16 protein-coding genes and 1 tRNA gene are annotated in these 25113 nt (G+C 60.8%); 8 read left to right on the top strand and 9 right to left on the bottom strand.

Translation table 11 applies throughout. From position 1 onward, the window contains the following. Nucleotides 1-254: 254 nt before the first annotated feature. Nucleotides 255-1465, bottom strand: a protein-coding gene (locus ACFSJC_RS05985; RefSeq protein WP_386024620.1) for an IS3 family transposase whose coding sequence is annotated in 2 segments (ribosomal slippage) — nucleotides 255-1183 and nucleotides 1183-1465 — 1212 coding nt in all. Because the reading frame shifts where the segments join, the coding sequence is not laid out codon by codon here. Between the two features lie 525 nt (nucleotides 1466-1990). On the opposite strand from ACFSJC_RS05985, the gene ACFSJC_RS05990 reads away from it, so the two are divergent. The 5 genes from ACFSJC_RS05990 to fliS all read left to right on the top strand — a co-directional run bounded on the left by ACFSJC_RS05990 (nucleotide 1991) and on the right by fliS (nucleotide 8217). Continuing rightward, nucleotides 1991-4219 (top strand): flagellin N-terminal helical domain-containing protein, encoded by a 2229-nt coding sequence (locus tag ACFSJC_RS05990; protein ID WP_386024622.1) that lies wholly within the window; start codon nucleotides 1991-1993, stop codon nucleotides 4217-4219. A 74-nt stretch (nucleotides 4220-4293) separates the two neighbouring features. Further along, the gene (locus ACFSJC_RS05995; RefSeq protein WP_386024625.1) at nucleotides 4294-4701 is read left to right on the top strand and encodes a flagellar protein FlaG; all 408 of its coding nucleotides are present in this window, start codon (nucleotides 4294-4296) and stop codon (nucleotides 4699-4701) included. 78 nt (nucleotides 4702-4779) lie between these two features. Further along, on the top strand, nucleotides 4780-7185 hold the full coding sequence (gene fliD / locus ACFSJC_RS06000; protein ID WP_386024628.1) for a flagellar filament capping protein FliD: 2406 nt from the start codon (nucleotides 4780-4782) through the stop codon (nucleotides 7183-7185). Between the two features lie 241 nt (nucleotides 7186-7426). Continuing rightward, complete coding sequence (locus ACFSJC_RS06005) at nucleotides 7427-7705, top strand: flagellar protein FlaG (protein ID WP_386024631.1); 279 nt, start codon at nucleotides 7427-7429, stop codon at nucleotides 7703-7705. A gap of 110 nt (nucleotides 7706-7815) precedes the next feature. Then, complete coding sequence (fliS, locus tag ACFSJC_RS06010; protein WP_386024660.1) at nucleotides 7816-8217, top strand: flagellar export chaperone FliS; 402 nt, start codon at nucleotides 7816-7818, stop codon at nucleotides 8215-8217. Between the two features lie 94 nt (nucleotides 8218-8311). Here the strand turns inward: fliS and ACFSJC_RS06015 are convergent, their stop codons facing one another. Together ACFSJC_RS06015 and ACFSJC_RS06020 are read right to left on the bottom strand one after the other, a co-directional pair. Continuing rightward, a complete protein-coding gene (locus ACFSJC_RS06015) occupies nucleotides 8312-9415 on the bottom strand; it encodes a phosphoserine transaminase (protein WP_386024633.1) in 1104 nt (367 codons plus the stop codon). Further along, nucleotides 9412-10644, bottom strand: a complete 1233-nt coding sequence (locus ACFSJC_RS06020; RefSeq protein WP_386024636.1) for a RimK family alpha-L-glutamate ligase — start codon at nucleotides 10642-10644, stop codon at nucleotides 9412-9414. The genes ACFSJC_RS06015 and ACFSJC_RS06020 overlap by 4 nt, the downstream gene beginning before the upstream one ends. Before the next feature lie 247 nt (nucleotides 10645-10891). Here ACFSJC_RS06020 and ACFSJC_RS06025 point away from each other — a divergent pair, with 247 nt between their 5' ends. Then, a complete protein-coding gene (locus ACFSJC_RS06025; RefSeq protein ID WP_386024639.1) occupies nucleotides 10892-11842 on the top strand; it encodes a GGDEF domain-containing protein in 951 nt (316 codons plus the stop codon). A 121-nt stretch (nucleotides 11843-11963) separates the two neighbouring features. Then, the gene (locus ACFSJC_RS06030) at nucleotides 11964-13637 is read left to right on the top strand and encodes a HAMP domain-containing methyl-accepting chemotaxis protein (RefSeq protein WP_386024642.1); all 1674 of its coding nucleotides are present in this window, start codon (nucleotides 11964-11966) and stop codon (nucleotides 13635-13637) included. Nucleotides 13638-13718: 81 nt separating this feature from the next. Here the strand turns inward: ACFSJC_RS06030 and ACFSJC_RS06035 are convergent, their stop codons facing one another. The 6 genes from ACFSJC_RS06035 to ACFSJC_RS06060 all read right to left on the bottom strand — a co-directional run bounded on the left by ACFSJC_RS06035 (nucleotide 13719) and on the right by ACFSJC_RS06060 (nucleotide 24536). Then, a complete protein-coding gene (locus ACFSJC_RS06035) occupies nucleotides 13719-16208 on the bottom strand; it encodes a response regulator (RefSeq protein WP_386024645.1) in 2490 nt (829 codons plus the stop codon). A gap of 312 nt (nucleotides 16209-16520) precedes the next feature. Then, the gene (locus ACFSJC_RS06040) at nucleotides 16521-17723 is read right to left on the bottom strand and encodes a DUF4340 domain-containing protein (protein WP_386024646.1); all 1203 of its coding nucleotides are present in this window, start codon (nucleotides 17721-17723) and stop codon (nucleotides 16521-16523) included. Then, the gene (locus ACFSJC_RS06045) at nucleotides 17720-20632 is read right to left on the bottom strand and encodes a Gldg family protein (RefSeq protein WP_386024648.1); all 2913 of its coding nucleotides are present in this window, start codon (nucleotides 20630-20632) and stop codon (nucleotides 17720-17722) included. The genes ACFSJC_RS06040 and ACFSJC_RS06045 overlap by 4 nt, the downstream gene beginning before the upstream one ends. Then, nucleotides 20625-21563, bottom strand: a complete 939-nt coding sequence (locus ACFSJC_RS06050; protein WP_386024651.1) for an ABC transporter ATP-binding protein — start codon at nucleotides 21561-21563, stop codon at nucleotides 20625-20627. The genes ACFSJC_RS06045 and ACFSJC_RS06050 overlap by 8 nt, the downstream gene beginning before the upstream one ends. A 460-nt stretch (nucleotides 21564-22023) precedes the next feature. Further along, the gene (locus tag ACFSJC_RS06055; RefSeq protein WP_386024654.1) at nucleotides 22024-23013 is read right to left on the bottom strand and encodes a YhdH/YhfP family quinone oxidoreductase; all 990 of its coding nucleotides are present in this window, start codon (nucleotides 23011-23013) and stop codon (nucleotides 22024-22026) included. Next, on the bottom strand, nucleotides 23010-24536 hold the full coding sequence (locus ACFSJC_RS06060; protein WP_386024657.1) for a fumarate hydratase: 1527 nt from the start codon (nucleotides 24534-24536) through the stop codon (nucleotides 23010-23012). The genes ACFSJC_RS06055 and ACFSJC_RS06060 overlap by 4 nt, the downstream gene beginning before the upstream one ends. 349 nt (nucleotides 24537-24885) lie before the next feature. On the opposite strand from ACFSJC_RS06060, the gene ACFSJC_RS06065 reads away from it, so the two are divergent. Next, nucleotides 24886-24962, top strand: a tRNA-Val gene (locus ACFSJC_RS06065). The last annotated feature ends 151 nt before the right edge of the window (nucleotides 24963-25113 follow it).

Raw genomic sequence — 25113 nt, forward strand, 5'->3', positions numbered from 1 at the left:
TGGGTTTGGCTCGCCGAAGCGCGAATCCTGGCTCGGCGGTTAACGACATGATTTTGTAAACACCCTCTCAGAGAACTCGGTTACGCGATTGATCTGTTGACTCGTCGATGTCTTGTGCGTCGTTTTTCGCCCCGATTTACGGTGCTCATTATCGTTTGCGATCGTTCGGCGATCACGGGTGGGCTCGTCTCATGCGCAGGCCATCTTTTACGAAATAAAGTGGACCCCATGTCCAGGACAGTTTTCCCCCGAATTTAAGTTGTACTGGCCACCTCAATCGCAGCGGTTTGGCGCTGCCCCAGTGGTGTCTCGCCGAAGCGATCGATAATCTTGGCCCCACCCCCGTTTCCCGATCGGTAGACCGTATCAGGCGTGAGGTACCCGAGGGATTGGTGGGGACGTTCGCCGTTGTAGAAGGCGAAATACTCGGTCAACCCCAGGAGCAGTTCGGGCAAGCTGGCGTAGCCCTTGAGGTAGATATCTTCATACTTGACGCTGCGCCACAGGCGCTCGACGAAGATGTTGTCCAATGCCCGTCCGCGTCCGTCCATGCTGATGGCGATCCCTTCGCGCAAGAGCACCCCCGTGAACGCCGCGCTGGTGAACTGTGAGCCCTGGTCGGTATTGAAGATCTCGGGGCGCCCGTGCGCCCGTAGCGCCTCTTGCAGACAGTCCACGCAGAACCCCGCCTCCAAGGTGTTGGATAGGCGCCAGGCCAGCACCCGGCGCGCGTACCAGTCAATGATGGCCACCAGGTACGCAAAGCCATGCGCCAGGCGGACATAGGTGATGTCGGTGCTCCACACCTGGTTCGGGCGCGTGACCTCGACCCCGCGCAGCAAGTAGGGATAGACCGGGTGCTCAGGGTGCCCTTGGCTGGTGTTCGGTCCCGGCGCCATGCCCGCCAAGCCCAGAATCCCCATCAATCGCTGCACACGCTTGCGGTTGACCGCATGGCCTTGTGCCTTCAGAAAGACCACCATGCGCCGGCTGCCGTAGAACGGGTGACGGGTGTACTCCGCGTCAATCAACCCCAAGAGCAGCCGGTCGAACGCGCTGACGACCTCCTCGGTTGAGCGGGTATAGACCCCGGAGCGCGCGACCCCGGCCAAGGCACATTGGCGGATCACCGCCACCTCACCCGCACGCTCGATCCAGCCGCGACGGGTGCTCACAGGCTCAACCCGGACTTTTTTTTCAACCAGTCCAGTTCCATCTTCAGGCGCCCGATCTCGCTGTAGAGGCGTTCCGGCGCACTCTGATCATCCGCAGCCTTGCGCCCACGTTTGGTCTCGAACAGCGTGCCGGCGTGCTCCAGAATCTCCTTCTTCCATTGCCCGACTTGCACCGGGTGCACACCGTGCTCCTGGCCAATCTCGTTGACGGTTTTCACCCCACGGATGGCCTCCAAGGCCACTTTGGCTTTGAACGCGGCGGCGTAGGTCTTGCGCTTTGATTCACCCATTTTGATCAACCCTTTCGTGCCGGCCTGACAACTTAAATGACTGTCCGATTTTCAGGGTCCACTTTAGGGTCCACTTTAGGCAAGGGCCGGGTTCGCACTCCAAAACTGAAAGAGGTCTATCTTTAGCCGACACGGACAGGGCGTGCTGATCGCGTCTGATCATGTTTTTGGCTGTGTTAGGGGTTTGTGTCAATTATTTGACGCGGCGAGGTGGCGCGGAACGTGCCAAGCTTGTTTTGGCCGGCGTGATTGAGCGGTGGAAAGGCTCGGGGGATTGACGCGATTGTTGCTGCCTTGATCCGATGCCCCTGAGATGTGACATTTGTCACGGTTCCTCGGATCAGGATCCCGTTTCACTGTAGCAATCATTTCTGAGGCCGATAGCCATGGTTGAGGGTGGCACTTGATGGCGCTTTAAAGGTTTCGGTCGAGCGGCCGATACTTCAAATGAGCCCACAGCTAACGATTTCGCTTAGCGCTGGCCTCAAGCGGTCCGCAGCTTAGATCACGAACGGGAGAAATGTCATGTCATTGGTTATCAACACTAACGTTGCGTCGCTAAACGCCCAGCGCAACATCGACAAATCAAAGGCTTCGCTCAGTCAATCGATGGAGCGCTTGAGTAGCGGCATGCGGATCAACTCCGCAAAGGACGACGCCGCCGGATCGGCGATCGTCAGCCGTTTGACGTCGCAGATCAAGGGCCTTGATCAGGCCGTACGCAACGCCAATGATGGCATCTCGCTGGTGCAGACCGCCGAGGGTGCTTTGAGCGAGTCCTCCAACATCCTGCAGCGCATGCGCGAACTGGCCGTGCAGTCTGCCAACGGTACCTACACCACCGGCAACCGCTCCACCCTGAACGCTGAAACCCAGCAGCTTGTCGAGGAACTTAACCGCATTTCCACCAGCACGAACTTCAATGGTTTGAATCTGCTGGACGGCTCTTCGCAAGAAGTGAAGTTGCAAATTGGTTCCGACGCGAACCAGACGATCGGCGTCAGTATCGGGAAGATGGACGCATCTTCGTTGGGGATTTCCGATACGGCGGGTGTTAGCTCCATCAGCCGTACGGGGACGGCCGTCGCTGCCGGAACGACAACGGCTCAGGTCAACGCGGCCATCTCTTCCGCCATCGGTGCCACCACAGGTGGTACCACCCCGACTGGTGCGCTGGGTACCGGCGACCTCATCATCAATGGCATCTCGATCGAAGGCGCGGTCGCTGCTGCCGACAACAAGTCGTCTGGTGGCAATGTGGCCAGCGCTATCGCGACGGCGGCGGCCATCAACGATAAGAGCGATCAGACCGGTGTGACGGCAGTGGTGGGCGAGACCCGGCTCGGTGGTTCGGCGATGGGGACTGCTGCTGTCACGGCGGTAACCGGCTCCATCACATTGAATGACGTCAAAATCAATCTCTCGATCGGAGCCGTTTCGAGCACCTCGTCCCAAGCCGACAACGTGTCCAACCGCGCCAACATTATCAAAGCGATCAACCTCGAGAGCGAGCGCACGGGTGTTACTGCCAGTGATAGCGGCAGCGATAATGGCGGCATTACATTGACCGCAGCGGATGGCCGTAACATCGTTCTGATCAATAACACGGCGGCCTTGGATGGTGCGAATACCGGGCTCGGTGGTCTGGGCTCTGCCGGTGCCGGGGCCACAGGTTCCCTTTCGGTGACCACGGGTACTGTCACGTTGGTGGCCGAGGGCGGAAAAGACATCAGTATCAGCTCTGGCGCGACGGGTAAGTCCATCGATGCGGGCTTCATGGAGGGGACCTACGATGGCAACAAGACCCAGGTTTCCTCGCAGCTCGCTAACTCGACGGAGGCGATGGCGGCGGGCAACGTCTTCGTCAATGGCGTCTCGGTGGGGCCATCCTATGCCACGGAAGATACGGCCTCGTCTGGCCTCAAGGAGGCCAGCGCCATCGCCAAGGCTGCTGCATTCAATGCCGTTTCCGACAAGACGGGCGTCACCGCTGAGGTGAATGTTAACCGAGCTGACAATACGGCGGTGCAGTCTACGGCTAGCGTCGCCGTTTCCGGCACTATCAATGGCGTTTCCATCACTGGGTTTACTACGGTTGCGGGCGCCAATAGCGCCAACCGTCAGTCGCTGGTAAGCGCGATCAATGCCGTTTCCGGTCAGACGGGTGTGACGGCTGTCGATACCGGTGAGGATGGTTCGGCCAACGGTGGTGGTGTCCAACTCGTCGCCGAGGATGGACGCAACATCATCGTGTCATTGTCTAATGGCGACGCGGCAGGATTCTCGACGAATACGACGGCGGCTGCGACTGACGCGCAGAACTTCATCGGTGAGTTCACGCTCACATCCGACAAGGAAATCGAGATTACGCGCGGGACCGATGACAAGCTCGCAAAGTCCGGATTGTCCGTGGGTAACTATGGTGGTGGCGAAGACGGACAGTCGATTGCCACTATCGATATCTCGACCGTTGAGGGAGCGAACAAGGCCATTAAAGCCATCGACAACGCGCTCCAGCAGGTCAACGATACTCGATCCGACCTGGGTGCGGTGAATAACCGCTTGGACTTCACCATCAATAACCTGTCGAGCATCTCGCAGAATGCCACCGCCTCGCGCTCGCGTATTCAGGACGCAGACTTCGCGGCCGAGACGGCCAATCTCTCGCGGTCTCAGGTTCTGCAGCAGGCGAGTTCGGCGATGTTGGCCCAGGCCAACTCGGCGCCTCAGCAGGTTCTTTCGCTCCTGCGTTAAGGTGATGTCTTAAGGCTGAAGGACGACGCGCGGCCTCCGTTTGGAGGCTGCGCAACTGAACTTGGAGGCGGAACATGGGCAGCGATATCTACAGTGTGGCATCGGTCAGTCAAATACCGGCTACATCGACGTCTTCGACATCTGGTGCGGCCCAGCGCCAAGGGCAAGAGGTCAAGGCTATGGATCGGGCCGCACAGGATGTGCGTTCGGTCGATGACCGTACTCAAACAGGCATGAAGGCTGCGGGGCAGACGGATACCTATGAGCAGGTAACCGACGCCGTGGAGCGTATCAATGAGATGATGCAGAACGGCAAGCAGTCACTGAAGTTTCAACTTGACGACGATTCCGGTCGCATGGTGATTCGGGTCATGGATGCACAGACCGATGAAGTCATTCGCCAGATTCCCAGTGAAGAAACCTTGAAGTTCGCTGAGTATGTGGATGGATTGGTTGGGTTGATCTTCAATAAAAAGGCCTAAAAAGGCCTAAACTGCGGATGCGCGATCCGTCATATTCAATCGATTATTCGGCATTGCCGAGGCAGGGGATCAAGAGCCATGGCCAGCAACATCGTCAATACGCTTGGCATCGGATCTGGGATCGATATTTCCAGCCTGGTCTCTAAGCTCGTCGAGGCTGAAAAGGCTCCACAGCAGCAGCGGATCGATACGCGCACCGAGTCGCTCAAGGCTCAGATCTCTGGCTACGGTAAGTTGGCAAGCGCGCTCGATACGCTCAAGACCTCGATCGATACCTTGAGCGATAACGATCTCTTCAATGCGCGCACGGTGGCGGTGCCAAGCTCTGATTCGATTACCGCTGAAACCCTCAGTCCTGGCGCTCAGACCGGGACCTATAGTCTAAAGGTCTTGCAAGTCGCGACCGCTCAATCCCTAGCGATGACTGCGGCGACTCAAAGCGACCGCGGTGCCGCGCTCGGCAAGTCCGGCACCATGAGCATTCGCTTCGGTGACTGGGGTTATACCGGTGCCGATAACGACATTCCGACGACATTTTCCGTCAATGGCGATCGTGCGGCCCTGTCGATAGCGATCGAGGAGACCGATTCGCTTGATACCATTGCGGAGAAGATCAATAGCCAGGATGCGGGTGTTCAGGCGTCGGTGCTCAAGGTTGACGGCAAGTTCCAGCTGATGCTGACCGCGCCTTCAGGCGCCTCCAATGCGATGGAAATCACTGTTGATGATCCGAGCCTGGACGCCTTTGAATTCAATGCAACGAACTATTCGAACGCGACGGAAACTCAGCAGGGCCAGGATGCAAGATTGGAGCTCAACGGCTTGGCGGTGTCTCGTGAAAGCAATAAGATCGACGACGTGATTCAGGGTTTTACCTTTAATCTGGACAAGCCATCAACCGAGAGTATGACCTTTTCGATCAGCGCGGATAAAAGTGCTGTAGAGGGGGCAATACGCGATTTCGTCGATGCCTATAACACTTTTCAAGAAACGGTCCAGGGGCTTGTGGGTTACACGCGTGATGAGGACGAAAACCTGGTGCGCGGAGACCTCGCAGGCGACAGTTCCGCACGCATGATGGTCACGCGATTGCGTGAGATGCTCGGCGGCGCTGTTCCGGGGCTCGAAAGCGGTTTTAACTCTGTCGCAAATGTTGGCATTCGCACCGAACTTGATGGGACGCTGTCGATCAAAGAAGCGGATTTATCTGGGGCGATAAGCAATAATTTCGCCTTGTTAGAATCGCTTTTCTCGACGACGACCAGTACGACCAACACGGCGATCACGATCAATCAGGGAAGCTTCGCATCAAAGGCCAACTCTGGAGTTTATACGGCCGAAATCACACGCGACCCGACGCGCGGCCAAGCCCTTGGTGGGGCGATGACTCATGACTTCTCTTCGGTGCTGGATACATCTGGTGGCGGTTATAGTTTCAAGATCAGTGTCGACGGGGCAGAATCGAATCTGATCGAGTTAACTGGTCAATATGCCTCGGTCGAGGAGCTACGGGCGGATTTGCAGTCACGGATCAATGGCGATTCCAGACTCAAGGCGTCCTTCGCGGCGGTCGATGTCGTTTATGATTCGGATGCCAATGCATTCAACTTCGTTTCGCGTGAGTATGGCTCGATTTCGAAGGTGGGTTTCTCTGCGGTCGGCGCCAATATAGGAACGCTGGGCATTGCCTTGACGCATGCCGAGGTGAAGGGTAACGCGGTGAGCCATGCTAATTTCGATGCGGCTACCGATGCCTTTACGACGAATTTGAATGCTTCTGGCGGTGGCTATAGTTTCAAGATCAGTGTCGATGGCGTCGAGTCCAATCTAGTTCAGCTGTCGGGCTCTTATGCGACGGCGGATGATGTGCGTGCGGGGTTGCAAGCGGCGCTCGATGCGGATGCAGCGCTAGGAGATGCAGGGGTTGGGGTGGATGTGTCCTATGACTCGGTCACCGATCGATTTTCTTTCGTCTCTCGCTCGACTGGTTCGGACTCCGCTGTGGATTTCACTGAAATCGGCGCCGATATTGGCAAATTGGGCATTGAAGACGCCCTCAGCGGTACTACGGGGGTTGATGTGGCCGGTACCATCGACGGCGTCGAGGGGTTCGGCGCAGGGAACGTGCTGCTGCCTGATCTGGAATCGAAGGTCTATGGCCTCAATCTGACCGTCAAGGAGGGAGCGAAGGCGCAGGGCGCGTTCGAATTCAAGTTAGCACGTGGTTTCGCTGGCGAATTGTCCAAGCTGATCGACGAGTTCACCGAGTCTTCGGGGCTGATCGACATGCGCGAGAAAAATATCGAGAGCCGGCTTAAGGATCTGGGCGAAGATCAGAAGAAGCTCGATTCTCGCATGGAGAAAGTCAGTGCGCGCTTGACCGCCCAGTTCATCTCGATGGAAACCATCTTGGATTCTCTGAGTTCCACCGGCAGTCAGTTAGAGGGGTTGGTCAATCGTTTGCCATTTACTGCAAGCAAATGATAATTAAGCACTTAATCCTGCTTCGGCGGAGGAGTGCACGTCTTCGCTAACAGCAGATCGCATCGTGACTACAAAAATCGCCGCTTCGGCGATTTTTTTTGCATGCGCAAGCCTGATTCCGGCCTCAAGAATCCGCGTGCTTTGCCGTTACTCTAATCAAGATTGGTACATCACTGTGTTGAAAGGTGTTTTGGTGAGGCTTCGACTCTGAGCCAATGCGCTGGACGACGAGGTTCTTCTCATGACTGACGCGATTCCGAACCTCAGGTCGGTATCTTCCAAGCGAGGGACGATCTCGTCCAAGCACACGAGTGAATCTGATGAAGCACTCTGGATGGCGGACTATGATCCGGTACGCGAATCGATGGGACGTTTTCTACAGGATGATAGACACGCCTTGGAGTTCTGTTTGAATGAGGCGACGGGGCGTGTGCTGATCAGGGTGATGGATGGCGAGCGCCGATCTGTCATCCGGAAAATTGGGTTCGATCAGGCGTTGAGGTTGCTGGCGGATTTCTAGAGGTGCTGACCGATCGATTCCATCTGCCGTGATTGTCTTCGAATGGGTTGGGTTCAATTCCTAGCCAAGTTGTAAATCCTTATAGCCACTCGTCGGGAGTGATGAATATCATGTATGCGATGCGCAGAGAACTACAACAGTATCGTCAATCAGGTGCGTTGGCCGAGGCCACGATTGCCGACCCTCACCGTTTGATTCAAATGTTATTCGAGGGAGCACTGGAACGCATCGCGGTGGCGAAGGGCGCCATGGAGCAGGGGAATATTCAGCTCAAAGGCAATAAGCTGACGCAGGCAATTTCGATCATCGGTGGATTGCGCTCTTCTCTGGACCTCAATCAGGGCGGAGATATTGCGGGCAATCTGGATTCGCTGTACGAATACATGACGCGACGCTTGTTGCAGGCGAACATTCACAATGACACCGATGCATTGGATGAAGTCATTCGTTTGCTCCGTGAGGTCAAGTCCGCGTGGGATGCAATTCCAGATCTTCTGCGGAAGGCATCCTAAGGGAGCCGCCTACCTGCATTGAAGCCCGCGCACGCTGGATTCGGCCGGGCTTCTGTTTGTGAGCCGTTGCGATGTGTCTTCTTCGATCCTCATCCTATCGTCGTGCCTGGGTCACGAAATCCTCCATGAATTCGCAGAGCGACTCGACGGCGTCGAGCTGCATGGCGTTGTAGATGGAGGCTCGGATCCCTCCGAGCGAGCGATGTCCCTTCAGTCCGCTGAAGCCTATGGTTCTGGCCTGATTCAGAAATGCCGCTTCCTGATCCGTTGAAGGCAGCTCGAAGGTGACATTCATCAGCGAGCGGTTCTCGGATCTCGCCCATCCCCGATAGAAATCCGAGTGTGAGTCGATGATGGCGTAAAGCGCATCGGCCTTGTGCTGGTTGATGGCGGCCATTCGTTCGAGCCCGCCGATGTCTTCGATCAGCCAGCGAGTGACGAGAAGCACGACATAGATGGCGAAGACGGGAGGGGTGTTGTAGATGGAGTGGGCCTTGAGGTGCGCGCGGTAGTCGAGCAGTGCCGGAATGCCGTCGGGGACCTGATCGAGGATGCTGCGCCGGACGATGACGATCGTGACGCCGGCCGGCCCCAGATTTTTCTGGGCATGGGCATAGATGAGGTCGAAGCGGTCGGGGTCGAATGGGCGCGACAGGAAGTCGGAAGACATGTCGCATACCCTCGGAACGTCTTCGCGTCCTGGGATCTCGTTGAACTGGATGCCTTCGACCGTTTCGTTCGAGATATAGTGAAAATAGGCCGCATCGGCGCTGTGGTTCAGTTCGGAGGCCGCCGGCAGACGGCGAAAGCCGGACGCCTCGCCGTCCCAGAGCACGCGCACATCACCCTCCAATTGTGCCGGTGGGATGGACTGGCGGCTCCAGTAGCCGCTGTGAATATATTCGGCCGTCTTGCCTGAACCGCGCAGCAGCAGCATGGGGACCATACTGAACTGGAGTGTGGCGCCGCCTTGGAGCAAGAGCAGGGCGTGGCTGTCTGGGAGTTGAAGGAGTTGGCGGATATTGCGCTCGACCTCCTCCACGACGGCGGCGAACCAGTCCGAGCGATGGCTGATGCCGAGCACGGAGAGTCCGACCTCGGGTACCGAGTGGATGGCCTTCTGCGCTTCGTTCAGCACGGACTCGGGCAGAACCCCGGGACCACCGGAGAAATTGAGCGCGTTGCTGAGTGCGTTCATCCGATGCCGTTCGGTTCTGCGGATTCTTGCGCGCGCCGGGTGAGCAGTGCGTCGAAGGCATCGAAGATCTTGCGCATTGCGGGCTGCTTGTAGGGGTAGAGGTCGATGGGGTCCATTGCATGAACAACCATCGCTGGATCGACCTCGAAGATGAACAGGTTGCCGTCACGCAGCTCGGCGCAGTCGATGCCGAGATAATCGAGCCCAATGGCACCCTGGATGGCGCTCAATGCCTCGCCATGTCTGAGGGCGAAATCCTGATCGAAATTGGCCATGAACGTCGCTTCCTCCGCGCGCTTTTCCTCGCTGTCTTCCATCCCTGCGTTCAGATAATGGATCATCCAGTTCCGGGAACTCGCCATGTGGCAGGCGAATGGCTGTCCGTCGATCATGACGATTCGATACTTGCGGTACAGCCCATCTTCACTTTGGTAATCGATGAAGGGCGACAGGAAGACCTCCTGGTCCGGAAATGTCGCGAGGGCCGTCAGGAATTCGTCGTTGCTCTCGGTCTTGACGAGTCCTTGACCGGCATGGGAATCGACCGGGCGCAGGATCAGCGGGATGCTTTCCGGGCTGGAGTCGGGGGGCGTGGGGAAAAAGTGCCCCTGCGCGATGATCGTCTGGATCTGTCCCCGATCGAGGCGCCAGGTCGACGGAGCCAGAACCCCTGGGATGTCGGAGAGAAGCCGATGCGCCTGATCTCTGGCCGTTCGGAGGATCGCTGGCGGTGGATTGATCACCGGCTTGTGCCAGTCGTTCAGGCGTAGCTGCCAGGCGTCGAGAAGTGGACGGTTGGTGTCCGATTCGCCGATGGCGACGAAGAGTAGATCGTGATCGGGCAGTTGGTTCGGATCGAAGGCGTCGGCGTGCGCTTCCTCGGCGGTTGCGTAATGGAGCGTCAGACCGATATCGGAGTCTTCAAGCAGGCATTCGAGCGGCATGTTGGCCATGAGCTCGCCCGGAGCAACGATCCCGAGCAGATTCAAGCGTGCCGGGCGTGAAGATTGGACCTGGTATTGGCGGTCGATCTTGAGCGCCGCTCGCTGAAGCTCCATGGCGAGTTCAGGTTGTCCGCGAAACTGCATCAGGATCGCGGCGTCCATGAGCGCGGCGCTATCGTTGGGGTCGGCGCTGGCACGCTGGATCAGGGTCTGACCGAGGGAGGTCAGGTCAGCGCCGGACAGGCTTTGGCGCAGAAGAGGCGCGAGACCGAGTACGGTTTGCATGAGACGAGGAGCGGCATTAACAGGCTGGCATGTGGAGATTGTCTGTCCCATGTCGCGTGGCCGCAAGTGCGGATCGATCCTTGGTCGTGGCCAATCACTGTTTTTGTGGCGCTGTCAAGATGTTGGCGAGAGACTTCGCTGTTTGCTCTTTGTCATTTTATATTTCTGTTTAATAAGGCTTTTGTTTGTTGGCGCGCCGATTGCATTTGAGCTGTAGAACCGTAGAACCATGTTATCGGGGCACACCGTGAATACCATCAGCCAAGTCGATACGCCGCGTCTTACCCTCGTCTCCTCGGCGGCGCAGCCGGTGCAGCAGCCGACCGATGCCATCGATACCGTGCGGTTTCTGCAGGCGATGACCGTGTCGCTCGATTTGGACGCGGTCTTGGAGACACTCAACGATTTTCTGCGTGAGTTGGTCGACCATAGCGGGTGGGAATATCGTCATGCCGAATATGGTTGCGAGTTCAGTGGCGGAACGCCGGACCGTCATCGTCTGGAGTATGACCTGACCCTGAACGGACAGGAGATGGGGATCCTCAAGCTGATGCGCGGCCGGCGCTTCTCCGAAACGGATCAGATGCGTATCGAGAGCCTGCTGGGTCTGGCCGCTCAGTCGTTGCGCAACGCGCTGCGCTTTTTCAAGACCTCCCAGCAGTTGGAGCGCGATCCTCTGACCGGTTTGGGAAATCGGCGTGCCTTTAACATGCAGGGGGCCCAGTGGTTGGCCGATAGCGTGCGCCAACGTCATCCGATTGCGCTCCTGGTGATGGATCTGGATCGGTTCAAGGGCGTCAACGACACCTATGGCCACCCGGTTGGCGATCAGCTTCTCTGCGCGGTGGCGGACACCCTGACCTCCGTAACCCGGACAGCAGATCTCTGTGTGCGGATGGGCGGGGATGAGTTCGCCGTTCTTCTGCCTGGGACGGATCTGTCTGCCGCCATGGAATGTGCGGAGCGGATTCGGCAGGCGCTCGCTCGGAAATCTGTCATGACTCCGACGGGTGAGACCGTGACCGGCCGTGTCAGTATTGGTGTTGCCGCACATCGCGCCGGAATGGATTTGGATCAGCTCTATCTTCAGGCGGACGATGCCCTCTATGCTGCCAAGCGGGCTGGAAGCAATCGCGTGTTGGCTGGCGTGGCGCATCTCGATGGTCCGCGCAGTGAACCGGTTGGCATATTCAGTTAGCTCAATAGCCTTAGACTCATTACGATAGTCTCACGGCTGCTTCGGTAATTTCGAAGCGCTCCCGGATCAAGCGCCGTCGAGGCGCTTTTTGTTTTTCAGATCCACTAGGAAGACGTATGTCATGAGTAAGGTTCGATTGAGTGTGAAGTTGCTGATCGGCTTCCTGTCGGTGGCAATGATCGTCCTGATCGTTGGGCTGTTCGGTATCAAGGGCGAGATGGAAATGAATGCGCATCTCGACACGATCAGCCAGGAAAGTCTGCCCGCCATAACCCAGCTGAATCGTCTGAATTACGAGCGCCTTCAGATTCGCGCTCAGACCTATGAGGTCAAGGCGTTGCCGATCTGGTCGCCGGAACTGGGCAAGGAATTGAAGCAGTTGGCCCGCCAGCGCGATGCATCCTGGCGCAATATTGAGGATTCGCTCACCAAATACGAGGTGTTGCCGCACAACAAGGTGGAGCGCACCGTCTATGAGGCCTTCCTGGCCGAGTACAAGATCTGGCGTGCCAGCTACGAAAAATTGGATGTCTTGGTTGACCGTATGAGCCAGACATCGGGGGCCGATGAGTATGCGCCTCTGTTTTCCGAGTACTCCAAGATCATTGAGGACACCTTCCTGCTTTCGGATCGGGTCGGCGTGCTGATCGAGTCCATGGTTGCGCTCAAGAACCAGGGGGCGACCGCCCAGCTTGCGGCATCCCACAAGGCGGGTTCGACCATGATGATGATCAATGGCATCGGGATTCTGGTGGGGTTGATACTTTCCGGCGGGTTGGGTGTGTTCATCACCCGCGATACGCTGCGTCAGCTCGGCGACGAGCCCGCGCGCGTGGTCGCAGTCGTGAACCGCATCGCGAGTGGCGACCTGGCCTCCGAGATCGAGTTGCGTCGCGGCGACGAGACCAGTCTTCTGGCGGCCATCTCGCGCATGGCCTTCGATGTCAAAACTCTGTTGCGCGAGGTGTCGTCGGCCAGCGATCAGGTCGCGACGGCGGCCACCCAACTCGCCTCGACCAGCGAGCAGACCCGCGAGCAGGTTCAAGTTGGACAGTCCGAGACCGATCAGGTGGCGACAGCGATGAACGAGATGTTGGCCGCCGTCGAGGAGGTCGCGCGACACGCGGCCTCGGCGGCCAGCGCCGCTCAGGATACGGATCGAGAAACCGAGGCGGGTGGCGAGGTGGTCAACCAGACCATTGCGGCGATCGAATCCCTGGCCCTGGAGGTCGAGGAGGCGGGCAAGGTGATCGAGCGCCTCTCCGACGACAGCAAGGAGATCGGCGCGGTGTTGGACGTCATTCGCGGCGTTGCCGAGCAGACGAACTTGCTGGCGCTGAATGCCGCCATCGAGGCCGCGCGCGCTGGGGAGCAGGGCCGCGGATTCGCCGTGGTGGCGGCCGAGGTTCGCACTCTGGCCAGTCGGACGCAGTCCTCGATCCAGGACATCCAAGGCAAGATCGAGCGGGTTCAGAATGGCTCGATGGGCGCAGTGCGTGTGATGGAAAAGGGGCAGGCGATGGCACGCGAGAGCGTCGATCAGGCACAGAAGGCCGGCGTAACCCTGCAGACCATCAGCGCGTCGATCACCAGCATCAGCGACATGAATCGCCAGATCGCCAGCGCCGCCGACGAACAGACAGCGGTCGCCGAGGAGATCAACCGCAACATCCACAACATCTCGGCGACGGTCGATCAGACCTCGGAGGGATCGGCGCAGATCGCGGCGTCGAGCGATCAGCTCTCCCGACTGTCGATGCAACTGCAGGAGCGTGTCGATCGCTTCAAGATCTAAGGCGATCGCCTAGCCGTCGGCAAGCTCGCGTTCTATTCGGTCGTGCGAGGGGCCTTGGGGTGCCGGGATTTTGGCACCTGCTCAGAACGCGAGCATGTCAGAACGCCGCTTCAGCGCGTTTGTTTGGTCGAGCGTGAAGCGCTGGATCAGGTCTTGGAGAATTCGAGGCTCGATCGGCTTGGCGATGTGTTCGTCGAGTCCGGCTTCTAGGCACTGCATCCTATCGCTCTCCAGTGCGTTGGCAGACATGGCGATGATCGGCGTGGAGCCAACGCCTTCCTCCTTGGCCTTGAGTGCCTGAGCGGTTTCGAGGTAGTCCGTTCCTGGTATCTGCATCGAGAGCAGGATCAGGTCGAAGTCCAGCGGCGCGAAACGCTCGATGGCGCTGGGGCCGTCCTCGACGCTCGTAACCGCGTGACCCCACTGGCCGAGCAGGCTTTCGGCGAGCTTGCGGTCGAGCGCCTTGTGTTCGGCAAGCAGGATCCGCAGTCGCTGTCGCTGTTCCAGGAGGTCATAGCGCGTGAGCAGTTGGGATGTCGGCGGGCCCTCGCCGGGATCCAGCAGACGGCTCAATACCTCGTGGAGTTGGTCGGGTAGCGTCGGTTTGGTGAGGAAGGCGGGGATGCCCAGCGCACGGCAGCGTTGCGCGTCGCCTCGGCCAGGACCGGACGCGATCAAGACGATCTTGGTGTGTCCGATCAGGTCCTTGCTTGAGAGCTGTTGGATCAGCGCGTAGCCATCCATTCCGGGCAGGGAGGCGTCGGTCAGCATGACATCGAACGGTCTGGAGGTCTCGACCGCTTCGTGGATATGCTGGAGTGCCTGCTGGGCGTCGATCGCCTCCTGAGTCGCGAATCCCCATTGATGCAGCCAATAGCCGAGCGTTCGGCGGGTGAGTGCGTGGCGCTCGACGATCAGTGCCCGTCTGTCCTGCCAAGTCTGCCGAGTGCGTCTGTGGATCTCCGGCGATTTCGTGCGCGGTAGGTTCAAGGCGATGAAAAAGGTCGTCGAGCGCTCGGGGTGGGCGTCCAGCCAGAGGCGTCCGCCCAGGCGCTCGATCAGTCGTCCCGCCATGGCGAGGCGAAATCCGGTGCCATCGGGGCGCTGCGTCCGGGCGTCTGGCGGCGCCGAGTCGAGCGCGTCGATGAGTTGACGCAGGTCGTTGGCCGGAATCTTGATGCCATCGCTGAGGATCGAGAGCTGGATCTCGTCGTTCTTGGTGCCCGGATCGGCGCGGTAGCTCATCTGAGTCCGGATCTCGCCCCGGTCCGTGAGGTCGATCGCGGTTGAAACGAGGCTCGTCAATACCTGGCGGATCCGCCCAGGATCCCCAAGATGGTATTGCGGCAGGTCTTCTGGCACATCCTCGACGAAAACGAGACCCTTGTCCTCCGCCTGCATGGCCAGCGGTTTGAGTGCCTCGGCGACCATGATGGGCAGATTGAAGGGGATCGACTGAATCTGCACTTCGCCGGCATCGATGCGCGAGAAGTCCACCAAATCGTCGATGACCCGAACCAGGGTCTCTCCGGCCGATTTGATCCGCTCGATCCGGTCGCGCTGGATCGAGTTCAGATCGGAGTCGAGCGTCAGTGCGGTCATTTCCAGGATGGCCGAGAGTGGCGACTGGATCTGGTCGGTCAAGCCTGAGACGAACAGGTTTCTGCCACGATTGGCGGCCTCGGCCAAGTCGCGGGCCTGGCGCAGGGCGGATTCTGTGAGCTTGCTCTCGGTGACGTCCATGCAGATACCCGCCATGCGCAACGGCTCGCCCGCCGGTGAGCGGATGAGCGTCGCCTGTCCACGTAGATAACGGATCTGCGAATCCGGGCGCGTCGCGCGGAACTGGATCACTTCAGTCTCCGATGTCTCCTTGGCGAGGCGATCCAGCGTGCACTGCACGCCTTCGACATCGGCCGGATGGATGCGGCTCAGCCAGTCCTCGCAGGTTCCGCCGAAGGTGTCATCGGTGATGCCGAACAGTTGGCGCATCTTCCCGTCCCAGTGGAGACGCCCCGACGTCAGATCCCATTCCCAAACCCCGATCCCGGCGGATGCGCGCGCCAGTTCCAGGCGTTGGTTCTGGCGGCGCATCTGGGTCTTATAGAGACAGGCATTGGCGGCATTGCCGAGCTTGCGGGCCAGCGCGACGAAGGCATGCTGCATCCGGTTCGACATCTGACCGGAGCGGCGTCCTTTGAGAAACAGGAGGATGCCGAATCCGGGCAGACGAAAGGCATGGACGACGCAGTCGTCGTGGAGCGACACCAACGGCAGCTCGTTCGGCCGTTGCGATAGGGTCTCGTAGAGGCTTGTGGTCGACCAGTGTTTCCAGAATGCGTCGTAGCAGGGAGTGCGCGGCAGCGTCTGGGGAACGGTGCAGACGATCGGATCGGGCGTTGTCCCCACATCCAGGCCCTGTTGCTGGACCTGTAGAATGGCGCCGCCGCTGCCGTCGAGCAGACGCTGGAGATCGACCAGGAAGCGTTGCAGCATGGGTTCCAGTTCGGTGCTGTCGCCGATGGCGAGCGATAGCTCGAACAGAAGCTCGATTTCGGCCGGTAGACTCATGGGGCGTCGTCGCTCGTGTCGCGGGGTTCGTGGAGGCCGATCCGGGAACGCGATGTCTTCAGGCCCGCTTCGGATCGGTTGGTCAGTGGCGAGCCGACTGGCGTCGGTCACTATAATCAACATCGACCTGGCAAGAAAGCTACTGCGACTGGAGGGACTGGGGCCACCTTGCGTGAAGGCGCGGCCTCTGAGCGAGGGCTGAGGGGGAACTCCTCGGCGAGCTTGCCGAGGAGTGAGGGGATGGATGAGGCCACCAACCGCCAGCGATCCAGTGGGTGGTAGCCGCATCCGCTTCGCGAAGCGGCGTTCGTCTCAGTTCGGTGCAGGCGTTTCCGTCGGAGTGACCTCGGGTGGCCTTGCTTCGACTGGGGGAGTGGTCGTCTCTTCGCCGGTCTGCTCGCTTTTCGTCTTGGGTTGCGAGGGCGTTATATCGCTCGGAGTCGTTGCCGCGTGCTCGGGTGCCTGCTTCACCTCGTCTCCCTTGGTCGCGGTTTCCGTCTGCTCCGGCTTGGCCGGCTTCACCAGTAGCGAGTCGACCTTCAGATCAAGCAGTCCTTCGAGATCGTATTTGGATAGCTTGAAGTAGTAGGGGCGGTCGGCATCCTTCAGTACATAGTCCTCGCTCTCCTTGGCCTGCGAGATGCGATAGGTCCGCGACTTTTCCCCGTCGAGGTCGACCTTGAGGACGAGCTTGGGTGTCTGCTGGTCATAGGCCGGATCCTCCTGTGTGCCCAGCACCCCTCGGTAAGCGAGGTTGGCGGCCTTCATGGCGAGCTGCGAGGCGGCGTCCTGGTCGACCGCCGAGTCGCGTCCCTCCAACGTCCAGCCGTCCTTGTCCTTGATCAGCGTCCAGTCGTTCACGCCGATCTTGGCGATCTTGGTTCCATCGATCTGCAACTGGTCCCGAGCGAGCCAGTCGTCGCGCCGATTGGAGATGTCCGAGATCGCAAGCGGCAATTCGTAGACGGCCGGATCCTCGGCCGGGCGGCCGAACAGTCGCCGGAATCCGCCCGACTCGCCGAACAGCAATGTCGCCAGCGGGCCATTTTTGCCGTGCAGTACCACACGGCGCTCAAAGTCGCTGTCGGCCACCTTGAAACGCTTACGTGCCTCCTCGCTGGTCGCGATCGGCAGCGGGCGCTTGATCTCGGCAAGTTGGGTCAGCAGCCGGTCTACCTTGGCCCCGTCTGCGGGGAAATCGGCGAGGTCCGCGAGGACCCAGCGTCCCTCTGGGGTGCGACTGAGCGTCAGGCTGTCCGCCTCCTTGTCCCCGGCGATGGCGACCTGCTCGACCTGATCGGGCTTGAAGTCGGCCAGGGGTGTCCGGGGCGTGACGGCGGTCATGTGCGACTCGCTCAGCGAGACGCCGAGCGCAAGCAGCAGTTGCACCCCGAGCAGGGCGATGAGGCCGATGACCACTGGGGCGCGCAGATCCGGGCGCCAGCCCGTTTCCGTCTTGGTCGAGTGCGATGGGGTCTGTGCCATGTTCGACTCCGTCAGCTTCTTGTCCGTCATGCCCGTGCCTCCCCAGTGCCGAGGATGGCCGCATAGGCCGATTCACGCCGGTTGCGGGCGCGACGATGGATCCAATAGACCAGCGCGAGCCCGGCCAAGGCCAGCAGATAGTTGAGCGATTCCCAGAACAGCCGCGCCTGCTGACCGATGGGGTCGAGCATGCGGCTGAACTGGCCGCGTCCGCGCAGATTGAGCAGCCCGCGATCCTCCAGCGACCAGTCGACCGCGTTCTGGATCAGCTCGACCGGCTTGAGATACCGGGTCTGGGTCGCCTCGTTGGCCAGACTGATAGCGGTGTCCGAGAGGAAGCTCGACGAGCCGATCAGGATCAGTCGGGCCGAATCGGGCGAGGATTCCACGACACCCGAGATCACCGGTGGTGTCTTGTCCGCATCGGCGTCGTCGGCATCCTGGGCCGTCTCGGCGTCGGCCCTCTTGGCCATCTCCTCTTTCGGCAGCAGCGGCGAGGGTTTGCCGGCGAAGGGCGACTGGAAGCGTCCCTCGATCGAGACCGCCAGCAGTTTGCGTCCAGTGTCATCGCCATGCTTGAAGCCGATGTCGCCATAGGTGTCGAAGTCGGGCTGCATGTTCTCCGAGTCGCTGGTCCAGGCGTCATCCGAGCTGCGGATCAGCTCGACCAGATGACGGCCGGCGTTCTTCTCGCGATCGATCTGAATCGGCGAGCTCCAGTTCATGGTGACCTGCCCCAGATTGGAGGTGATCCCCGAGTCCTGCGCCAGTCCGTCGTTGCGGACGTCCGGGAAATAGGGGTAATCCAGGGTTTGGATCTCCTGCACCACGAAACCGCTGACGTTGCGTTGCACCGGGATGGGAAAGGGGGTGTTCTGCGGATCCAGAACCAAACTGTCGCCCAGTGTCACGCCCTGTTGTTTCAGCCAGTCCTCCAGTCCGGTCGGGGTCTTGTGGGCGTCGATGGCGCCGCCCGAGAGGTCGACCTTGAAGCTGGAAGCGGCCAGGATGACGGTTCCTCCCTGCATCAGGAACTGATCGATCGCAAATTGCTGCTTCTCGTCCAGATTCTCAGGGGCCAGCACCATCAGCAGATCGGCGTTCTCGGGTACCTGTCCGGATTCGAGATCGGTCTCCTGGACCTGGAAGTTCTCCTGCAAGGTCTGTTGCAGCAGGCTGTAATCGCCGCCGCTCGGTGCGCCATAGGGGTTGGGCGCGCTCTGCGGCTCATAAAGCGCCAGCGTGCGCAAGACGCCGGGCGCGAAGCGCTTGATACCGGCCTCGATGGCACGGTTCAGGCCGGCGCGGTCGAGCGGCTCGGGCAGCGGGATGGGGACGCTCTGATCGCCCGATTGCAGGACCATGTAGAAATAGAAGGGCTTGGGGTCAAGCAGACTTAGCATCAGTGGCTCGAAGCCGTACTCCTCGCGGATCTGCTTGGCGACGGCTCCGTCCCCGGCGGTCGGGTCCTTGAAGTCGAAGCTGAAGCGTCCGGACGAGCGTTCGGCCAGATCGCTCAGGACCGATTTCAGATCCTTCTGCAAGGCGGGCAAGGGCTCGGGCAGGCTGTCGGGCGCCGAGATGAAGCCGGTGAAATGCAGCGGCTTGGTCAGGCTGGAGAAGAGATCGCCGCCCCCGCGATAGCCGTAGAGCACCTTTTTGATGGTGCGGGTCAGGTCGTACTCGGGATTGCGCAGCCGGACGTCGAGATCCGTTTCGCTGCGCACCTTGAGGTCGATCAGATCCTGGAAGTTGAGTGTTTCGTACTGGTCGCCGTATTTGACCAGGATGTCGAAATAGGAGTTGACCACGGCCGCCTGGTACTTGTTGGCGGTCTGGAAGGCCACCGGGTGGATGCCGTACAGCTCGCCCGCCTCGCGTTCCAGCTCCGGCGACTGCTGGGGATCGACGATCTCGACCCGGACCTTGCCCTTGCCGGCGATCTCGTACTCCTTGAGCAGATCGCGCAGCTGCGGAATCAGCGGCGCCAGCAGCGGATGGGTCTCGGCGCTGAAATAGCCTCGGATCAGCAGCGGTTCCTGGAGCTGGTCGAGATAGGTGCGGGTGGCCTCGGAGAGGGTGTAGAGACGCCCCTGGGTGAGGTCGGCGCGCGCCTGGGTGACGCCCTGGAGCCAGAAATTGGCAGCGATCAGGTTGGCGACGGCCAGCCCGGTGACCAGCATCCAGCGATGATGATGGCGCGGATTGGCCTGGGGCTCGGCCCAGCGCAGGCGCTCCAGGCTGTAGATCGTCAGGGCCAGGAAGGCGCCGACCAGGCTCAGGTAATAGTAGAGGTCGCGCAGATCGATCACGCCCCGGGTGATGGATTCGAAGCGCGATCCGCTGCCGATCAGACGCAGGATCTCGCCGCCGCTGTGTCCGACCAGGCTGGTCAGGGCCGGCGAGCCGATCAGATAGAAGAGGGTGCACACCAGTGCGCTGCCGATCAGGGCGACGATGGGGTTGTCGGTGCGCGACGAGACGAAGAGTCCGATCGAGAGATAGGCCGCCGCCAGCAGCAGGGTGGCCAGATAGGCGCCGACGACCGGACCCCAATCGAGTGGCCCGAGCAGCGAGACCGTGATCGGCAGCGGCAGCGTCAGGGCCAGTGCGACCGCGACCAGTCCGAGCGCGGCGAGGAATTTTCCGAGCACCAGCTTGGGTGCCGCGACCGGTAGGGTCAGCAGGTTTTCGATGGTGCCGGATCGGCGCTCCTCGCTCCAGAGTCGCATCGTGAGCGCGGCGCAGAGGAACACCAGCAGGATCGGCATCCACTCGAACAGCGGACGTGCGTCGGCGATGTTGCGGGCGAAGAAGGCATCGACCCAGAAGAAGACGAACAGACAGACCGCCAGAAAGGTCCCGATGAAGATATAGGCCACCGGGGAGCCGAAGAAGGCCGCCAGCTCGCGGCGAGCGATGCGCAGGATCTCAGCCATTGGCCACCTCCATTTGTTCCAGGGTCACGGCGCCGAACAGCGCCTCCAGGTTCTGATGCTCCTGCTCCAGTCCGTAGAGCGACCAGCCGCGCTCGCCGACGGCCCTGGCGACCAGGGGGGCGGCCGCGCGCGGATCCGCAGTCTCCAGCACGAAGCGATGCAGTCCGTCCTGCCGGTCGAGCAGGTCGACGCTGGTGATGGTATCCAGGCCGGACAGGGCCGGTTGGACCGCGTCGAGTCCCTGGTCCAGCGTCACCATCAAGCGTGGCATGCGTCCGATGGCGTCCAATTGGCTGTCGAGCGCCAGTCGTCCGCCGCGCATGATGAGCACGCGTCCACAGACGGCCTCGACCTCCTGGAGGATGTGGGTGGAGATGATGAGTGTGGCGTCGCTGGCCAGCTCGCGCACCAGTGCGCGCATATGCTGGATCTGCGAGGGGTCGAGGCCGTTGGTGGGCTCGTCGAGGATGAGGATCCCGGGCTCGTGCAGGATCGCCTGGGCGACGCCGACGCGCTGGCGATAGCCGCGCGAGAGGGTGCCGATGGCGGCGGTCGCCTTGGGTCCGAGTTCGGTGCGCTCGACCGCGCGCCGGATGGCCGTCGAGCGTTGGCGGGGGGCGAGCCCCTGGAGCGATGCCTGGTAGTCCAGGTAGTCCAGCACGGTCATCTCGGGATAGAGGGGGCAGTTCTCCGGCAGATAGCCGATGCGTCGCTGGGCCTCGCGTCGTCGCTCGGCGATGTCCAGTCCGTCGATGCGGATGCTTCCGGCGCTGGGCTCCAGATAGCCGGTGAGCATCTTCATGATGGTGGTCTTGCCGGCCCCATTGTGGCCGAGCAGACCGACGATCTCGCCGCGATCGATTTCGAACGAGACCTCTTGAACCGCCTTGAGCGTGCCGTAATGGCGACTGAGTCCGCGAACCTCGATCATGGGGTTATTCCTGTTCATTCGTTCGCATGTGGGTTTGTCGGGTGTTGGAGGAGGGGGCAGCTACCGGCTTTCGGCCTGGGCTCTGGCCCTGATCGACGGCGAGCCGAACGGGTGGAGCGCCGTGAAACGTCGTTGCGCGATGTGGCGGGCGAATCATGGGCGGCCGACAGCGTGGTCCTTGGCTTCGGGTTTGGATGACTTGAGTTTGGGCACCGAATTTCAACCAAGGCCGGTCGAGGGTGCAAGAGGGCGTTCCGGGCAAGGCGCGCGGAAAAGCGTTCGCTATCGCTTAAAAAGGCTTTTGCATCAAGGTTTAACCCGAATTCTCGCGATCCTTTCCGCTTGGTTAAACTTTGGTAAGCCCGGATTGCGCTCACACTTCGTCCGGGCTACAGGTGTAGCCTGAGCGGAGCGCTGCGCAAGAGGCCCGGCAGGATTCCTGCCGGGCGGACCGGTGGGGTCAGTCCAGCTCGACCAGGATACGTCCGTGGGCCTGGCCGTCGAGCAGACGCTCGAAGGTTTTGGGCAGATCGGCCAGTCCGACGGTTTCGGTCAGAAGCAAGTCCAGATCGCTAGGGCGCCAGTCGCTGGCCAGGTGCTGCCAAAGCTCGCGCCGCAGGGCGGAGGGCACATCGACCGAGTTGCAGCCGAGCAGGGCGATGCCGCGCAGGATGAAGGGCATGACGCTGGTGTTGAGATCGGCGCCGCCTGCGAGTCCGATGGCGGCTATAGTGCCGCCGGGAGCGATGGTGCGGGTGAGCTGGGCCAGCATCTCGCCGCCGACGCTGTCGACCGCGCCACCCCATTGCGCCTTTTCGAGCGGCCGCTTGGCCTCGGCGAGGGCGCCGCGTCCAAGGATGCGGCTGGCGCCGAGTCCGCTCAACCAGTCGGCGAACTGGGGCTTGCCCGAGATGGCGACCACCTCGAAGCCGAGTCGCGCGAAGAGTGCGATGGCGATGGATCCGACGCCCCCGCTGGCCCCGTTGATCAGGATCGGCCCCATGTCGGGGCGCTGGCCGTTGAGCAGCATGCGATGGGCGGCGAGCGCGGCTGTGAAGCCTGCGGTACCGAAGATCATGGCCGAGCGCGCGTCCAGTCCCTCCGGCATGGGGACCAGCCAGTCTCCGGGGACGCACAGATAGCGGGCGTAGCCGCCATCGTGATCGAAGCTCAGGCCCCAGCCGGTGGCGATGACCGCATCGCCGGCATGGTAGGCGGGATGCTGTGAGGACAGGACCTCGCCGGCCGCGTCGATGCCGCCGATCAGCGGGAAGGTGCGCAAGATCTTGCCGCGTCCGGTCCCGGCGAGCGCGTCCTTGTAATTGACGCTCGAATGGGTGACTCGGACCAGCACCTCGCCGTCGCCCGGTTCCGGGCGGGGCTGGGATTCGAGTCCGGCGCGGTGTCCGTTCTCGTCCTGATGGATGCGAAAGGCTTGGTCGTGCGTCATTGGATGACCTCCACGGGGATGAGCCCGATCCGGCCGCGCCATTCGGCCGGGCCGGTCTGGTGGACGGACTCGCCACGGCTGTCGACCGCGACGGTGACCGGCATGTCCTCGACGTCGAACTCGCGGATGGCCTCCATGCCCAGTTCCTCGAAGGCGATCAGTCTGGAGCTTTTGATCGCCTTGGCGACCAGATAGGCTGCGCCGCCGACCGCCATCAGATAGACGGCGCCGTGACGTTTGATCGCCTCGATCGCGGCCGGGCCGCGCTCGGCCTTGCCGACCATGCCGATCAGGCCGGTCTGGCTGAGCATCTGCTCGGTGAACTTGTCCATGCGGGTCGAGGTGGTGGGGCCGGCGGGTCCGACTACCTCGTCGCGGACCGGGTCGACCGGGCCGACGTAATAGATGAAGCGGTTGGTGAGGTCCACGCCATCCGGAAGCGATTCGCCTCGATTCAGCAGGTCGGTGATCCGTTTGTGGGCGGCATCGCGGCCGGTGAGGAGCTTGCCCGAGAGCAACAGCCGATCGCCTGGTTTCCAGGTCGCGATCTCCTCGCGGGTGATGCGGTCGAGGTCGACGCGGCGTGCGCCTTCACCTGCCTCCCAGGCGATTTCGGGCCAGTCGTCGAGGCTCGGTGGTTCCAGCATTGCCGGTCCGGATCCGTCGAGGGTGAACTCGATATGTCGGGTCGCGGCGCAGTTGGGGATCATGGCGACCGGAAGCGAGGCGGCGTGGGTCGGGTAGTCGAGGATCTTGACGTCCAGCACCGTGGTGAGTCCGCCGAGCCCCTGGGCGCCGATGCCGAGCGCGTTGACCTTCTCGAACAACTCCAGGCGCAGCTCTTCGATAGGATTGGATGGGCCGCGTGCCTTGAGTTCGTGGATGTCGATCGGTTCCATCAGCGATTCCTTGGCCAGCAGCATCGCCTTCTCGGCGGAGCCGCCGATGCCGATGCCGAGCATGCCCGGCGGACACCATCCGGCCCCCATGGTCGGGACCGTCTTGAGCACCCAGTCGACCAGGCTGTCGCTCGGGTTGAGGACCGCGAACTTGGACTTGTTCTCCGAGCCGCCCCCCTTGGCCGCCAGGCGCACCTCGACTCCGTCGCCCGGAATCAGCTCCACATGGACGATCGCGGGGGTGTTGTCGCCCGTGTTCTTTCGCGCGCCGATCGGTGGGGACACCATGGAGGCGCGCAACACATTATCTGGATGCAGATAGGCGCGGCGCACGCCCTCGTCGACCATCGCCTGAAGGCTCATGTCGGTCTCCCAGCGCACGTCCATGCCCACCTTGAGAAAGGCCACCACCATGCCGGTGTCTTGGCAGATGGGGCGACGGCCTTCGGCGCACATCCTGGAGTTGATGAGGATCTGGGCCATGGCGTCTTTGGCGGCTGGCGATTCCTCTGCCGCGTAGGCTTCGGCCAGGGATTGGATGTAGTCGCGGGGGTGGTAGTAGGAGATGAACTGCAGCGCGTCGGCGACGCTTTGGATGAAATCGTTTGCGCGGATGATGCTCATGGTCTCTGTCGAGTGATTCTGCCTGTCGAGCGATGCTCGTTGGTTGATTGAGAAAACCGCGAGGAGGCTCGTGGTGGCGCCTGTGTCGGGTTTGCGGGCAGTATATCCGTGGTGCTGCGCGGGATTCGATGACCGCAGGCTAGAAGCGGGCAATACGGACGAAGTCTGTTGTGAGCGATAGGGCGCGATAGTAGCTGTCGCTCGGGTGCGAGTTGGCTAGCTGGGTCCAAATGTCGCTGGATCCAATGGGGCTTTCTGAATGGGCGCGAGTCCGTCCCGAAAGAAAAATGAAAAAAGTGCTTGCCATATCCGAAAGGCATCCGTAATATAGCGGGCTCTGAACGACGACAGGCGCGTAGCTCAGTTGGTTAGAGCACCACCTTGACATGGTGGGGGTCGTTGGTTCGAGTCCAATCGCGCCTACCAACACCGGCTGTCAGCCTTCAGCGATCAGCTTTCAGCGAGAGACATCTGGCTGAAAACAGAACGCTGAAGGCTGACGGCTTTTTTATTGTCCGAAGCAGGGTTAAAACCACCGCCTTTAGGCGGTCAGATTTATCTTTGAAGCCTTTTGCAA

This window comes from Thiorhodococcus fuscus, from assembly GCF_042682685.1.
Classification (GTDB): Bacteria; Pseudomonadota; Gammaproteobacteria; order Chromatiales; family Chromatiaceae; genus Imhoffiella; species Imhoffiella fuscus.